This is a genomic window from Streptomyces sp. GbtcB7 (assembly GCF_019091445.1).
Taxonomy (GTDB): Bacteria; Actinomycetota; Actinomycetes; order Streptomycetales; family Streptomycetaceae; genus Streptomyces; species Streptomyces mirabilis.
In genome coordinates, this window is the sequence record NZ_JAGXJM010000002.1 from 362,466 (window position 1) to 377,053 (window position 14,588).

Consider the following 14,588-nt stretch of genomic DNA (forward strand, 5'->3'; position numbering starts at 1 on the left):
CCCCTGGCAGACCCGGGAATTTTCCCGCCGAGCTCCGTGGCAGCGGTTCCGGCTGGGGCGGCTGATGTGACCGGTGCATGATGGATGCATGGATCTTCGAGTCTTCACAGAACCGCAGCAGGGAGCGACCTACGAGACGCTGCTCCGCGTCGCCAAGGCCGCCGAAGACCTCAACTACGGAGCCTTCTTCCGTTCTGACCACTACCTGCACATGGGATCCGTCGACGGGCTTCCCGGGCCCACCGACGCCTGGATCACGCTGGCCGGTCTCGCCCGTGAGACGAGCCGGATCCGCCTCGGCACGCTCATGACGGCCGGCACCTTCCGTCTCCCCGGCGTTCTCGCCATCCAGGTCGCGCAGGTCGACCAGATGTCGGGCGGGCGGGTGGAACTCGGTCTGGGCTCCGGTTGGTACGAGGCCGAGCACGAGGCGTACGGGATTCCGTTCCCCAAGGAGAAGTTCGGGCGGCTGGAGGAGCAACTCGCCATCGTCACGGGCCTGTGGGAGACGCCCGTCGGTGAACGGTTCAACTACGAGGGGAAGTACTACCAGCTCAAGGACTCCCCCGCGCTTCCCAAGCCCGCGCAGCCGAAGGTGCCGGTCCTGATCGGCGGCCACGGTGCCAAGCGGACGCCCGAGCTGACGGCGCGGTACGCCGACGAGTTCAACATCCCCTTCGCCTCCCTCGCGGACACGGAGCAGCAGTTCCAGCGGGTGCGGGCGGCGGCCGAGCGGGCCGGGCGCAAGGGTGACGACCTCGTGTACTCGAACGCGCTCGTCGCCTGTGTCGGCAGGAACGACAGCGAGGTGAAGCGGCGCGCGGACGCCATCGGGCGGGACGTCGACGAGCTCAAGGCGAACGGGCTCGCGGGCTCTCCGGCGGAGGTCGTCGAGAGGATCGCCCAGTATCAGGCCGTCGGGTCGCAGCGGATGTACATGCAGATGCTGGACCTCGATGACCTGGACCACCTGGAGTTGATCGCCGCGGAGGTCATGCCGCAGCTCGGCTGAGATCGCGTTCCTCGGGCCCCCGGCGGGTGAAATCCGTGTGCCTGGGGGCTCCGCCCCCGGACCCCCGACCGGCCTGAACGGCCTCGTCCTCAAACGCCGGACGGGCGAGGCTTTCAGGGGCGCGGGGAACTGCGCGACCAGCCCCCACCGGCCCGCAGCCGAAACACCACCCCTCGGGGTCTGGGGCGGAGCCCCAGGAGGATGGGACGGGTAGGGGCGGCGGGGGCGAGGGAAGGCCCCGTCTACCCGGTCGCCCGCCCCCGCTCCACCACCCCCTGATCCCGCGCCGCCAACCGTCTCAGCATCTCCAGGACCCGGTCCCGGGACTCGTCCGCCGCGTCGATCGCCTCCATGCACTGCCAGTACGTCCCCTGATCGTCCGCCGCGCAGGCGATACCGACGAGGGCGATACCGACCTCGCCGAGGAGACCCCCGAGGCACAGCAGGGACTCTCGCGCATCACCCAACTCGGTGAGCTGAGCGGCGCGCAGGTCGGCCATGTCGAGGGGCGGCGCGTCCAGCACACCGCAGCCCCGGCCCGCCAGCTCCGTCAGTCCAAGCGCCTCGCCCCGCAGTTCGGGCGGCCCCGAGACGGCGAAACGACTCCCTATGGCCTGCGCCAGGGCCTGCGCCTGCCACGCCTCCGCCACCACCTCGACCGTGTCCCCGCTCCCCGCGAGGGCGCGCCTGCTCGCCCCGATGAGCCGCACCGCGTCCATGCGCTGCCCCCGTCTGTCCCGACGCGCTGGTCGCACGTCCGCCCGAACTCCCCTGTCCACTACCCAGAGTGAGAGCCCGCGAGACGAAAAGCCAGAGGAAGACCGAAATCTGTGGACACAGAGTTGAATGTGGACAACTCAACGACTCCGGAGAGTGACAACCGGACTCACCGCTTCCCCGGCACCGTCACCACGGCCCCCCTCCGCAAAGCACCGCAGCTCTTCCACGACAACACCGCACCCCCCGCCACGGGGCCCACCCGTCCCCCTCCCCCGCGCCACAGCGCCCCCCGCACCGCCGGGCCCCCTATGCCCCCTCCCCCACCGGAAACCTCCGCTCGTTCCGGTCGATCTTCGCGTCGAGCGCCGCCAGCGCGTCGATGCCGAGCACCTCGCACAGCTGGAGCAGATACGCCAGCACGTCCGCCACCTCGTCCGTGACGCGGTGCGCGGTGTCCGCGTCGTCCATGACCCGCGCTGACTCCTCGGGCGTCAGCCACTGGAAGATCTCGACCAGTTCGGACGCCTCCACGCTGAGCGCGGCGACCAGGTTCTTCGGCGTGTGGTACTGCTGCCAGTTCCGCGCGGCCGCGAACTCGGCCAGCCTGCGCTGCAACTTCGCCACATCCAGTTCACTTTCACTCACGGCGTCAGGTCTACCACCGTGACCCCCGGCACCTCGCGCACCGGGACGGCATCGCCCACCGCACCCACCAGCCGGATGTGCCCCCGCTCGCACATCCGCGCCGCCAGCCGCACCAACTCCCCGGCCTGCCGCACGTCCAGCCCCCGGTCGAGGCCGTCGGCCAGCACCGTCAGCGTCTGCAGCGCGGCCGGGACCTCCCCCGCCGGGTCGACCTCCAGCACGCCGGGCCCGGTGAGCAGCACCAGGGCCAGCGCCAGATACCTCAACTCGCCGTCCCCGAGCAGCCCCAGGTGCGTACGGACACCGTCCCCGCGGTCGAGGAGCGCACGGACCGTGCCGTCGCCGAGCGGTTCGGCCAGGACGTCCGTGACGGGGCCCGCGCAGCCGGCCCGTACCGCCGTGACCAGGTGCGCGTAGCGATGGCCGCACTCCGATCGGGTACGCCACAGCACCTCGGCGAGGTTGTCGCAGCCCCGGAGCAGCCGCCCCGCGCCGAGCGGGGCGGCGGCGCGCATCCGTCGGGGGCTCGGGTCGCAGGCGTACACGGACCGCAGGGCGACGACCATCTGCTCGGCCGCGGCGAGGACCCGCCGTTCGCCGTCCGTCCGGCCGGCGACGCGCAGGGGCAGCAGCGCGGTGCCGAGGCGGTCGTCGGGGAGCGGGCCCCGGGTGACCGCCGCCGAGCCCGCCGTGTGCCAGGCCGCCTGGACGACACGGCGGCCGGGGTCCCGTAGCGCGGTCTCCAGGAGGGTCACGCCGCCCGCGGTCAACCGCTCGCCGACGATGCGCAGTTCGGGCTCGGCCTGCACGGCGACATCGAGCCGTACGGGTCCTTCGGGGCCGTCGACCGTGCAGCCGATGCGGAAGCCGCGCCGTCGCTGGGCGTCGGGCCTGGCCCGCTCGGGCACACAGGCGGCCGGGTCCGGGAACACCTCACCCAGCGCGGCGCCGCCGCCGAGCCGCGCCAGTGCCTCGTACGCCCGCACGGCACCGGTCTTGCCGCTGCCGCTGGGGCCGGTGAAGAGGGTGAGGGGGCCGAGCGGGAACCGGGCGCGCCGGTGTGCGGCGAAGGCGGCGAGCCTGAGTTCGGTGGCGCCGGGCCGGTCGGGGCGCGCCTCGGCCTGGGCGGGGGCCGCCAGAGATGACACGGTCATATGTGGACGGTAAGGGCCCCCTGCCGGGCGATCCGCAGGCGAACCGTTACGGCCGGATGACCTTCCTACGATCGGGGGACCGGCGCGCGCCCGCGCGCGGGGCCCGGCCCTGGCCGCCCCTGGTCAGATCCCAGGAACCCCAGCCCGCCCCTGGCCAGATCCTCAGAACCCCCGCCCTCCCTTGATCAGATCCCAGGAACCCCCGCCCCTTCCATCAGCCCTCGCACCTCGGTCCCGCGCGGTGTCAGCAGGAACACGTTGCGGTCGACCCGGTGCATGCCGCTCGCCAGACCGAAGACCACCCCCGTACTGAAGTCCAGCACCCGCTTGGCGACCTCGGTCTCCGCGCTGGTGAGGTCGAGCAGGACGGGGATGCCCGACATCAGCGTCTCGGCGACGTCGCGGGCGTCCGCGAACACATTGACCCGCAGGACCACGAAGCGGCGCCGCGCCTCGGTCACGGCCTCGGGTATCGACCGGTGATTCACCGCCGAGGGCCAGGCGTCCCGGCCCCGGAGCGGAACGACCTGGGCGAGCCCTTCCCACTGCTCGTCGGTGACGTCGTGGCTGCTCACTGGCCCACCCCGTCCTGGCTCGCACTCATTGTCTGCACCGGCCAATTCTTACGCATGGTCACCCGTTCGGCCCAACAGCGACACGGTCCGCGACACCCTCACATCGCCCGCCGGCCGGTTGTGCAGCGGGCGTAACCCTCCAAGATCAGACCATGTGACATCCGCGTAACGGGCAATTCGTACTGTCGTCAGCATGACCACGACCCCCCGCCCGGAGCAGGTCCGGACCGTCTGCTCGTACTGCGGTGTGGGCTGCGGCATGGTCCTCGACATCGGCCGGGGACCGGACGGACGGCGTACGGTCCTGAAGGCGTCCGGGGACAAGCGGCACCCCGCCAACTCCGGCCGGCTGTGCACCAAGGGCGCGACCACGGCCGACATGCTCGCCGCGCCAGGCCGGCTGACCACCGCGCTCGTGCGCGAGGACCGCGGCGAGGAGCCACGGCCCGTGCCCGTCGACGCGGCCCTCACCGAGACCGCCCGGCGCCTGCGCGCGATCATCGACGAGCACGGCCCGGACGCCGTCGCCTTCTACGTCTCCGGGCAGATGACCCTCGAAGCGCAGTACCTCGCCAACAAGCTGGCCAAGGGGTTCGTGGGGACGAACCAGATCGAGTCGAACTCACGGCTGTGCATGGCGAGCGCGGGCACCGGCTACAAGCTGTCGCTCGGCGCCGACGGACCGCCGGGGTCGTACGACGATCTCGACCGCGCGGACGTGTTCCTCGTCATCGGGTCCAATATGGCCGACTGCCATCCGATCCTCTTCCTGCGGCTCATGGAGCGTGTGAAGGCCGGGGCCAAGCTGATCGTCGTCGATCCGCGGCGCACCGCGACGGCGGCGAAGGCCGATCTGTTTCTGCAGATCAGGCCCGGGACCGACCTCGCGCTGCTCAACGGACTGCTGCACCTGCTGCACGAAGGCGGCTACACGGACCCGGACTTCATCGCCCGGCACACCGAGGGCTGGGAGGCGATGCCCGCGTTCCTCGCCGACTATCCGCCCGCGGCCGTGGCCGACATCACCGGCATCCCGGAGGACGACATCCGGGCGGCGGCGCGGCTGATCGGTGAGGCCGGGGAGTGGACGAGCTGCTGGACCATGGGACTCAACCAGTCCACGCACGGCACCTGGAACACCAACGCGCTCGTCAATCTCCATCTCGCCACGGGCGCCATCTGCCGGCCCGGCAGCGGACCGTTCTCCCTCACCGGTCAGCCCAACGCCATGGGCGGGCGCGAGATGGGCTACATGGGTCCCGGGCTGCCCGGGCAGCGGTCGGTGCTGGTGGACGAGGAGCGTGCCTTCGTAGAGGAGTTGTGGGGGCTGCCCGTAGGGAGCATCCGCAAGGACGGGGTGGGGCAGGGCACCGTCGAGATGTTCCGGAAGATGGCCGAGGGGGACATCAAGGCCTGCTGGATCATCTGCACCAACCCCGTCGCCTCGGTCGCCAACCGCCGGACCGTCATCGAAGGGCTCGAAGCCGCCGAGTTCGTCGTCACCCAGGACGTCTTCGCCGAGACCGAGACCAACGCGTACGCCGATGTCGTGCTCCCCGGCGCGCTGTGGACGGAGGCCGAGGGCGTCATGGTCAACAGCGAGCGGACGCTGACCCTGGCACGGGCCGTCGTCGACCCGCCCGGGGAGGCGCGGGCGGACTGGCGGATCATCGCGGCCGTCGCCCGCGCCATGGGGTACGAGAAGGAGTTCTCGTACGACAGTGCCGAGCAGATCTTCGAGGAGATCAAGGAGGCGTGGAACCCGAAGACCGGGTGGGATCTGCGGGGTGCCTCCTACGAGCGGCTGCGGGGCGGGCCCGTGCAGTGGCCCGTCGCGCGGGAGGACGGGCCCGCGCGGAATCCGATCCGGTATGTGGAGCCGGCGGGCGACGGTGAGCTGTCGTTTCCCACCGCGAGCGGACGGGCCGTCTTCTTCGCGCGGCCCCATCTGCCGCCCGCCGAGATGCCCGACGACGACTTTCCGTTCGTCCTCAACACCGGGCGCCTGCAGCACCAGTGGCACACGCTGACCAAGACGGGGAAGGTGGCCAAGCTCAACAAGCTCAACCCCGGGCCGTTCGTGGAGCTGCATCCGCAGGACGCGGCCGCGCTCGGGATCGTGGAGGGGGACTCGGTGGAGGTCGCCTCCCGACGGGGGCGGGCCGTGTTGCCGGCGGTGGTGACGGACCGGGTGCGGGTGGGGTGCGTGTTCGCGCCCTTTCACTGGAACGACCTGTTCGGCGAGTACCTGAGCATCAACGCGGTGACCAGTGACGCGGTGGATCCGGTGTCGTTCCAGCCGGAGTTCAAGGTGTGCGCGGTGTCGCTGGCGCGCGTTGCCGCCCGAAGGGCTCTTCCGGAGACGCCCGACGGGCCGGAGACTCCCTACGGGCCGAAGGCGCCCGACGGGCCGAAGATGCCCGACCGAGTCGCGACGGCGCCCGGAGGCTTCGGCCTGGAGCCCGCTCCCCCGCCCGTGCTCTCCTCCGTCGAACGGCAGTACCTCAGCGGCTTTCTCGCCGGGCTCTCCTCCGGGCTCCCGGGCGTGCCCGTCCTCCCTCCGGACGCCCCCTTCGACCCCGAGCACGCCCTCTGGGTGAACGGCGTGCTCGCCGGGATGTACTCGCGCTCCGCGCCCCCTGCGGCTCCCGCGCCGGAGTCCGCGGGCCGTGAGGTGGTGGTGCTGTGGGCCTCGCAGACCGGGAACGCGGAGGAGTTCGCGACGGCCACCGCCGAGCGGCTCACCGCCACCGGGCACCGGGCCCGACTGGTCGGCATGGACGAGGCGGACGTCGGCGCGCTCGCCCGCAGCGCCGATCTGCTCTTCATCACCAGCACCTTCGGGGACGGTGACGCGCCCGACAACGGGTCCGGCCTGTGGGACACCCTGTCCGGGCACGAGGCCCCGCGGCTGGACGGCGTGCGCTATGCCGTGCTGGCCTTCGGCGACTCCTCGTACGACGACTTCTGCGGGCACGGGCGTCGGCTGGACGCGCGCCTGGACGAGTTGGGCGCCGTACGCCTGGCTCCCCGTACGGACTGCGAACCGGACTACGAGCCGAACGCGGGCGCCTGGCTGGAGCTGATCCTCACCGCGCTCGGCGGACGGACCGAGACGCCCAAAGCACCCGGGACGCCCAAGGCACCCCCGGCCGCCAAGCCCGCGCCGGCCGCCGCCACCGCCCGCCTCACCGGCAACCGGCTGCTCAGCCTGCCCGGCGCCGGCAAGGAAGTGCGCCGGTTCACCTTCGACACCCGGGACAGCGAGAGCCCGCTGCCGTACGAGGCGGGGGACGCGCTCGGCGTACGGCCCGTCAACTCGCCGGGTCTGGTTGCCGAATGGCTGGAGGCGGTCGGGGTCGACGGCTCGACCTCCGTCGATGTGGCGGGTGTTGGTGAGGTCGCCTTCGGCGAGGCCCTGCTCCGGCATTTCGACATCACGCGGATCACCCCGGATCTGCTGCGCTTCGTCGGCGAACGGACACGTGACGGGCGCGAGTTGAGGAAGCTGCTGCGTCCGGACAACAAGGGAGAGCTGGCGCGCTGGTCGTGGGGGCGGCAGGCCGTGGACGTCGTGGCCGAGCATCCGGTGCGCGCGTCGGCGGCGGAGTGGGCCGAGGTGTTCAAGCGGTTGCAGCCCCGGCTGTACTCGATCTCGTCGAGTCCGCTCGTCGACCCGTACCTCGTCTCGCTGACCGTCTCCGTGGTGCGGTACGAGAATCCGGGCGGCCGGGCGAGGGGCGGGGTCTGTTCGCCCTTCCTCGCCGATGCCGAGCCGGGTGCGGCGGTCCCCGTCTTCGTGCAGCGATCGCCGCACTTCAGGCCCCCGGCGGACGCGACGACCCCCATGGTGATGGTGGGGCCCGGTACCGGAGTCGCGCCGTTCGTCGGATTCCTCGAGGAGCGCCGGGCGCTCGGCCATCGGGCGCCGAACTGGCTGTTCTTCGGCGAGCAGCACCGCGCCACCGACTTCTACTACGAGGACGAGCTGACCGGGCTGCTCGACGGCGGCACGCTCACCCGGCTCGACACGGCGTTCTCACGCGACCAGCGCGCCAAGGTCTACGTCCAGGACCGGATGCGTGAGCACGGGCCCGAGCTGTGGCACTGGCTCCAGGACGGCGCCCGCTTCTATGTGTGCGGGGACGCCTCGCGGATGGCCAAGGACGTCGACCGGGCGCTGCGGGACATCGCCGTCGCGCACGGCGGTCTGGGCGAGACGGAGGCCACCGCGTACGTCAAACAGCTGGCGGCGGAGAAGCGGTACGTACGAGACGTGTACTGAGACACGGGAGACACGGGGTGTGGTGAGCCCACCGGGAGCCGTGAGTTGCACATAATTGGCGAAACTCGGCTATTCGCAGCGCACCGGCATCCGTCGTTCGCTGTCCCACCGCACCGCACATTGAGGCGTACCCATGAGCCTGAGCATCCGCAACCAGCTCCCCGGAACCGTCACCTCCGTCACACCGGGCGAGGTGATGGCGACGGTCAAGGTCCGCCTCGACGGCGGCCAGGACCTCACCGCGGCCATCACCGCGGAGGCCGTCGAGGAACTGGGTCTCACCACGGGCTCCACGGTCCGCGCCCTGGTCAAGTCGACGGAGGTGTCCCTGGCCACCGGGCCGGTCGACGGGGTGAGCATCCGCAACCAGTTCCCCGGCACGGTGACGGAGGTCTCCACGGGCGGGGCCATGGCCCGCGTCAAGGTCGAGGTTCCGGGCGGCGAGCTGACCTCCGCGATCACCAAGGACGCGGTGACGGAGCTCGGCCTTGCGGCCGGATCGGCGGTCGTCGCGCTCATCAAGTCCACCGAGGTGTCCCTCTCCAACGCCTGAGACACCCCCTTATCTCCCGTCAAAGCATGAGACGCCCTTATATGACACGCTCCCGCACGACACGCACCCACATCGTCCGTAAACGCTCTTCTTACCACCCTCATACCGGACTCTTCACGTCCGGTATCATGGCCTTCATCTGCGGGAATTACCGTCCAACCCCGTGTACTTGGCAGAAATGAGGCCGTCGACCACCGGCCAGAAGGCCCTCACGAAGGCGTCGCCCGACGAGACGCCCGCGCAGTGGCACCGCGTCCTGACCCTGCTCGCCGACATCAGCCTCTTCATCGGTACGCGTCCGATGTGGACGGCGGCCGCGAGCCACCGGCTCGCCGTCGCGGCGGTGATCTCGGTCTGCTACGCCTCGATCCTGGTGACGGGCGTCCTGACGCTGACCGTGCGCCGGGCCCGCTCGCTGGCCCGCCTCGACCTCGTGATCCTGGTGACGGCCGTGACGCTCGCGGTGTGCGGCTTCGCTATGTACCACGGCGGCGGTGACGAGTCGGTACTCACCGCGCAGGCCGCCCGTGAGTTCGTCGCCGGGCACCAGGTCTACGACCAGCCGTGGCCCTGGCTCTTCGGGCAGCACGGGGTCGCCCTCACCCCGACGATGACCGGCGGCTACGACTACACGTACGGCTATCCGCCGCTTCCCCTGCTGCTCACCGCGCCGCTGCTGTGGGTCGGGCACGGGGCCGCCCCCGCGGTCCTGGCCGCCACCGGCGCCCTGATCGTGGGCACGATCGTGATGTGGCGGATGCTGCCCACGCAGTGGCGGTCCGCGGCCACACTGGTGTGCCTCGGCCTCGGCCTGCTGACCGCGTACGCCCGGCTCGGCTATCCGGCGATCGTCGCCTGCGCCTTCCTCATCCCGGTGGTGGTGGGCTGGCCGCGGATGGGCTATGGCGGATGGAGCGACTGGGCGCGGGCGGCGTGCCTGGGCGCGGCCTGCGCCTCGCAGCAGCTCCCGTGGTTCCTCACGCCGTTCCTGCTGGCCGGGGTCTACGCCCTGCGCCGCGGCGACCTCGGAGCGCGCGCGGCGGCGGCCGCCGTGGGCCGGATCGTGGGGGTGGCCGCCCTGACCTGGCTGCTGATCAACGCGTACTTCATCGTGAGCGAGCCACGCAGCTGGCTGTCCGGGATCGCGCTCCCGCTCACCCAGAAGGCGAACCTGCACGGCCAGGGCCTGGTCGGCATCTCGCTGTACTTCACCGACGGCAGCGACCGGCTGGCCTGGTACTCGCACGCGAGCATGCTGCTGGCCGCGGGGCTGCTCGGGCTCTTCGTGCTGTTCGTGCGGCGGCTGGGGCCGGCCGCGGTGGTCCTGCCGTGGTGCGCGTTCTTCCTGGCGACGCGTTCGCAGGACGGCTACTACCTGATGATGACGCCGCTCTGGCTGGCCGCTGCCGTGACCGCGCCGCCGTCGGCCTTCACCACGGCGTGGCAGCCCCGGCCCGCCTTCCTGCGCGGCCCGCACCGGCAGCGGGCGCGCATCGCCGCGGGCGTGCTGCTGATCGTCCCCGCCCTGGTCGCGTCGACCCTGGCGGTGACGGGCTCGCCGCCCCTGAGGATGCGCCTGGTCGGCGAGACCCGGACCACCACCGCCAAGGCCGTGACCGCGCTCACCGTCCGCGTCACCAACCTCGGCGACACGGCCCTCACCCCGCACTTCACCCTGACCACGGGCCAGGGCATGGGCCGCTACTGGTCCATCAAGTCCGGCCCCGCCACACTCGGCCGGCACGCCTCGGCCAGCTACGAGCTCCTGCCGCCCTCCGGCAGGTTCACCCTCCCCGGCGCCGGAGTACGCGTCCGGCTGCGGGCCGTCTCGGCCACGCCGATGACACTGTCCAGCACGGATCTGCATCTGAAGGCCCCGGCAAGCACCCGCTAGGCCCCCCTGACGTACGCCGCCGGTCGCGGTTCTCCGCGGCTGGCGGTAGACGTCAGGAGGATGATCCGGAAGCGGTGTACTGCGTTCTCAGTAGTCGGAAATGTCGGCACGTGCACGACGACGGGAGGGGTCTGCCACGGGGAACCTGATGGGGTTCCCGAGATCGGACGAGTGGAGACCTCAGCCCGTGGCTACTTTCCTTTATCGACTGGGCCGTACGGCCTTCCGGCGACGTTGGTACGTCGCCTTGATCTGGGTGGCGGTGCTCGGCGCTGTCGGCTTCGGCGCGGTCAAGGCTCCGGCCGCCCCTGATCCGAACAACTCCATGCCGGGGATCGAGTCCCAGAAGGCGTTCGACCTCATGGAGCAGCGCTTCCCGGGGACGACCGCCAACGGCGCCAACGCCCGGATCGTCTTCGTCGCCCCCGACGGCCAGAAGATCACCGCCGCCGACAACAAGAAGGCCATCAACAAGCTGGTCGACGACGCGGCCGACGGCTCGCAGGTCGCCGGCGCGGTCAGCCCCTTCCAGGCGAAGGCGATCAGCAAGGACGCGACGACGGCGTACGCCACTGTCACGTACAAGGTGAAGCCCGATGACCTCACCGACGCCAGCAAGAACGCCCTGAAGGACGCGATAGCGCAGGCCAAGAAGTCCGGCCTGACGGTCGAGGTCGGCGGCACGGCACTGGCGACCACCCCCTCCGCGGGCGGAGCGGCCGAGGGGATCGGTATCGCCATCGCCGCCGTCGTCCTGATCATCACCTTCGGTTCACTGACCGCCGCCGGGCTCCCGCTGCTCACCGCGCTCATCGGTGTGGGCGTCTCGATGGCCGCGATCATGGCCCTGTCCAGCGCGTTCGGCCTGTCCTCGACCACCGGCACGCTCGCCACCATGCTCGGCCTCGCCTGCGGCATCGACTACGCCGTCTTCATCGTCTCCCGCTACCGCGAGGAACGCGCCAAGGGCCACACCCCGCAGGAAGCCGCGGGCCTCGCCACCGGAACCGCCGGATCCGCCGTCGTCTTCGCCGGCCTCACCGTCGTCATCGCCCTCGCCGGCCTGTCCGTCGTCGGCATCCCGCTGCTCACCAAGATGGGCCTCGCCGCCGCCGGAGCCGTCGTCGTCGGCGTCTTCATCGCGCTGACACTGGTCCCGGCCCTCCTCGGCTTCTGGCCCAACGCCGTACTCTCCCGCAAGGCCCGCAAGCGCGGCCGGATCAAGGAGGGCGGCGAGAACAACGGCGGCAGCCGCTGGGCACGCTTCGTCCTGCGCCGCCCCCTCCCGGTGCTCCTGCTGTCGGTCGTGGGCCTGGGAACGCTCGCCGTACCGGTGATGGACCTCCAGCTGGGTACGACGGGAGACGAGGCCAAGCCCACCTCGACGACCGAGCGCCGCGCCTACGACGACCTCGCCAAGGGCTTCGGCCCCGGCTTCAACGGCCCCCTGTCGATCGTCGTGGACGCCAGGGGCTCCGCGAACGCCAAGGCCGCGGTCACGACCATCGAGAAGAAGATCAAGGCCACCGACGGAGTCGTCTCCGTCTCCCCCGCACGCTTCAACCCCGCGGGCGACACCGCGGTCTTCTCCGCCGTCCCGTCCACCGCGCCCACGGACAAGAAGACCCAGGACCTCGTCAAGACCATCCGGAACGAGCGCCCCGCCACCGAGGCGTCGACCCGCGCCGAGTTCGAGGTCACCGGCACCACCGCCCTGAACATCGACATGGCGGAGAAGACCCAGAAGGCCCTGATCCCCTACCTGATCGTGGTGGTCGGCCTGGCCATCCTGCTCCTGATGGTGGTCTTCCGTTCGATCCTGGTCCCGATCAAGGCGGCCGTCGGCTTCCTCCTGTCGGTGCTCGCCGCGCTCGGCTCCGTCGTCGCCGTCTTCCAGTGGGGCTGGGGCGCCTCGCTCCTCGGCGTGGAGACCACCGGTCCGATCATGAGCCTGATGCCGATCTTCCTGGTGGGCATCGTCTTCGGTCTCGCGATGGACTACGAGGTGTTCCTCGTCGCCCGGATGCGGGAGGCGTACGTCCACGGCGACAGCCCGCGCCAGGCGGTCGAGAGCGGCTTCCGCCACAGCGCCCGGGTCGTGGTCGCCGCCGCGCTGATCATGATGGCCGTGTTCTCCGGCTTCGTCGGAGCGAGCGAATCCATGATCAAGATGATCGGCTTCGGCCTCGCGATCGCCGTCCTGTTCGACGCGTTCGTCGTCCGCATGGCCTTCGTGCCGGCGGTCCTGGCCCTGCTCGGCAAGGCCGCCTGGTGGATGCCGCGCTGGCTGGACCGGATCCTGCCCAAGGTCGACGTGGAGGGCGAGGGTCTCGTCCACCAGTCCGCCGTCGCCCCGGCGCCCCCGGCGCACGACGACCCGGCCGCACGGGAATCGGCCCGCGTCTGACCGTCCCCGTCTGCCGGAGGGCCGCCCGTGCCGAACACGGGCGGCCCTCCGGGCCGTTCGTCGGCGAGGTCACCCGCCGGGATCGCCGCACCCGCCATGGTCACCGCATCCGACAGGAAACCCTCTCGATGATCACCAACTGGCAGCGGTTCGCCATGGACCACCCCCGTGCCGTGAACGCGACGGTCATCCTGGCGGTCTTCACGCTCTCCGTGGTGGGCAGCGAATGGAGCAGTTCGAAGCCCTCCGGCGAGCGGGTCGAGTGGTGGCCGGCCGTCCTCCTGGAGGGCGTCGCCTGCGCCGCCCTGTGGTGGCGGCGCGGTCACCCCCGTACGGTCGTCGCGGTGACCGCCGCCTGCGTCAACACCGGCACCGTGGCGGGCTATCTGATCACACCACTGCTGCTCGGACCGGTGATGATCGCGCTGTACTGGCTGGCCATCCGTACCAGCCGGGCGACCGCCCGCATCGGCCTCTTCGGTGTCTCGGCGCTGGTGGTGCCCACAGCCGTCCTCGCCGACCACTACGACCATCCGTTGTTCTTCCGCACGGTCGGACCCGTCTTCTGGCTGCTGGTGCCGGTCGCCTGGGGCACCACGGCCCGGCTGCGCAGCGCCTACCTGGAAGCCGTCCACGCGCGCGCCGAACACGCCGAGCGCACCCGCGACGAAGAGGCGCGGCACCGGGTCGCCGAGGAGCGCATGCGCATCGCGCGCGACCTCCACGACGTCGTCGCCCACCACCTCGCGCTGGCCAACGCCCTGGCCGGGACCGCCGCGCACCTCGCGCGCAGCCACCCCGACCAGACGCGGCGGATCCTGGGCGACCTCGCCGACACCACGTCCTCGGCGCTGCGTGAACTCAAGGCCACCGTCGGCCTGTTGCGCCAGGCCAACGATCCCGACGCGCCCCTGGAACCGTCCCCCGGACTCGGCCGGCTCTCCGAACTGACCGCCGCGTTCGCCTCCACCGGGCTCGACGTCGTCGTCGCCACCGAGGGGGAGGCGCGACCGCTGGCCCCGAGCGTGGACCTGACCGCCTTCCGGATCGTGCAGGAGGCGCTGACCAACGTCACCAAGCACGCCGCCGTGAAGGAGGCGCGCGTGCTGCTCTCGTATTCCAAGGACAAGGTGCGGATCACGATCGACGACGACGGCAGCAAGGCTCCCGCGCCGCCGGTCCCGGGCAGTGGCTTCGGCGTCATCGGCATGCGCGAACGCGCCAGTTCGGTGGGCGGGCGACTCCAGACGTACCGGCGGCCGGAAGGCGGTTTCACCGTCGCCACCGAACTGCCGCTTCACCCTTGAGAACCCTGCGGAGGCGGTCGTGGAAGAGGTCGACCT

Annotated in this window: 10 protein-coding genes; 6 read left to right on the forward strand and 4 right to left on the reverse strand. The window is 71.3% G+C overall.

From position 1 onward, the window contains the following. Window positions 1-88 precede the first annotated feature (88 nt). A complete protein-coding gene (locus tag KVT44_RS04470; RefSeq protein ID WP_075030561.1) occupies window positions 89-1,012 on the forward strand; it encodes an LLM class F420-dependent oxidoreductase in 924 nt (307 codons plus the stop codon). A gap of 242 nt (window positions 1,013-1,254) precedes the next feature. On the opposite strand, the gene KVT44_RS04475 is transcribed toward KVT44_RS04470, so the two are convergent. The 4 genes from KVT44_RS04475 to KVT44_RS04490 form a co-directional block, all read right to left on the reverse strand. Next, a complete protein-coding gene (locus KVT44_RS04475) occupies window positions 1,255-1,731 on the reverse strand; it encodes a DUF6099 family protein (protein ID WP_075030562.1) in 477 nt (158 codons plus the stop codon). A 307-nt stretch (window positions 1,732-2,038) separates the two neighbouring features. Beyond that, window positions 2,039-2,377 carry a nucleotide pyrophosphohydrolase gene (locus KVT44_RS04480; protein WP_075030563.1) on the reverse strand — a complete coding sequence of 113 codons (339 nt, stop codon included), beginning with the start codon at window positions 2,375-2,377 and terminating at the stop codon, window positions 2,039-2,041. Beyond that, on the reverse strand, window positions 2,374-3,531 hold the full coding sequence (locus KVT44_RS04485) for an ATP-binding protein (RefSeq protein WP_217566173.1): 1,158 nt from the start codon (window positions 3,529-3,531) through the stop codon (window positions 2,374-2,376). The genes KVT44_RS04480 and KVT44_RS04485 overlap by 4 nt, the downstream gene beginning before the upstream one ends. A gap of 185 nt (window positions 3,532-3,716) precedes the next feature. Next, the gene (locus KVT44_RS04490; protein ID WP_217566174.1) at window positions 3,717-4,106 is read right to left on the reverse strand and encodes a cell division protein SepF; all 390 of its coding nucleotides are present in this window, start codon (window positions 4,104-4,106) and stop codon (window positions 3,717-3,719) included. Window positions 4,107-4,299: 193 nt separating this feature from the next. Here KVT44_RS04490 and KVT44_RS04495 point away from each other — a divergent pair, with 193 nt between their 5' ends. The 5 genes from KVT44_RS04495 to KVT44_RS04515 all read left to right on the forward strand — a co-directional run bounded on the left by KVT44_RS04495 (window position 4,300) and on the right by KVT44_RS04515 (window position 14,552). Continuing rightward, a complete protein-coding gene (locus KVT44_RS04495; RefSeq protein ID WP_217566175.1) occupies window positions 4,300-8,391 on the forward strand; it encodes a molybdopterin-dependent oxidoreductase in 4,092 nt (1,363 codons plus the stop codon). Between the two features lie 133 nt (window positions 8,392-8,524). Beyond that, complete coding sequence (locus tag KVT44_RS04500; protein WP_217566176.1) at window positions 8,525-8,944, forward strand: molybdopterin-binding protein; 420 nt, start codon at window positions 8,525-8,527, stop codon at window positions 8,942-8,944. Between the two features lie 178 nt (window positions 8,945-9,122). Beyond that, window positions 9,123-10,838 (forward strand): hypothetical protein, encoded by a 1,716-nt coding sequence (locus KVT44_RS04505; RefSeq protein WP_099920236.1) that lies wholly within the window; start codon window positions 9,123-9,125, stop codon window positions 10,836-10,838. A 187-nt stretch (window positions 10,839-11,025) separates the two neighbouring features. Next, a complete protein-coding gene (locus KVT44_RS04510) occupies window positions 11,026-13,245 on the forward strand; it encodes an MMPL family transporter (RefSeq protein WP_217566177.1) in 2,220 nt (739 codons plus the stop codon). A gap of 128 nt (window positions 13,246-13,373) precedes the next feature. Beyond that, window positions 13,374-14,552, forward strand: coding sequence for a sensor histidine kinase (locus tag KVT44_RS04515; RefSeq protein ID WP_217566178.1), 1,179 nt, complete (start codon window positions 13,374-13,376; stop codon window positions 14,550-14,552). Window positions 14,553-14,588 lie beyond the last annotated feature (36 nt).

Coding starts and splice junctions, on each gene's coding strand:
- KVT44_RS04470 (WP_075030561.1), top strand. CDS start 89: ATGGATCTTCGAGTCTTCACAGAACCGCAGCAGGGAGCGACCTACGAG.
- KVT44_RS04475 (WP_075030562.1), bottom strand. CDS start 1,731: ATGGACGCGGTGCGGCTCATCGGGGCGAGCAGGCGCGCCCTCGCGGGG.
- KVT44_RS04485 (WP_217566173.1), bottom strand. CDS start 3,531: ATGACCGTGTCATCTCTGGCGGCCCCCGCCCAGGCCGAGGCGCGCCCC.
- KVT44_RS04495 (WP_217566175.1), top strand. CDS start 4,300: ATGACCACGACCCCCCGCCCGGAGCAGGTCCGGACCGTCTGCTCGTAC.
- KVT44_RS04500 (WP_217566176.1), top strand. CDS start 8,525: ATGAGCCTGAGCATCCGCAACCAGCTCCCCGGAACCGTCACCTCCGTC.
- KVT44_RS04505 (WP_099920236.1), top strand. CDS start 9,123: ATGAGGCCGTCGACCACCGGCCAGAAGGCCCTCACGAAGGCGTCGCCC.
- KVT44_RS04515 (WP_217566178.1), top strand. CDS start 13,374: ATGATCACCAACTGGCAGCGGTTCGCCATGGACCACCCCCGTGCCGTG.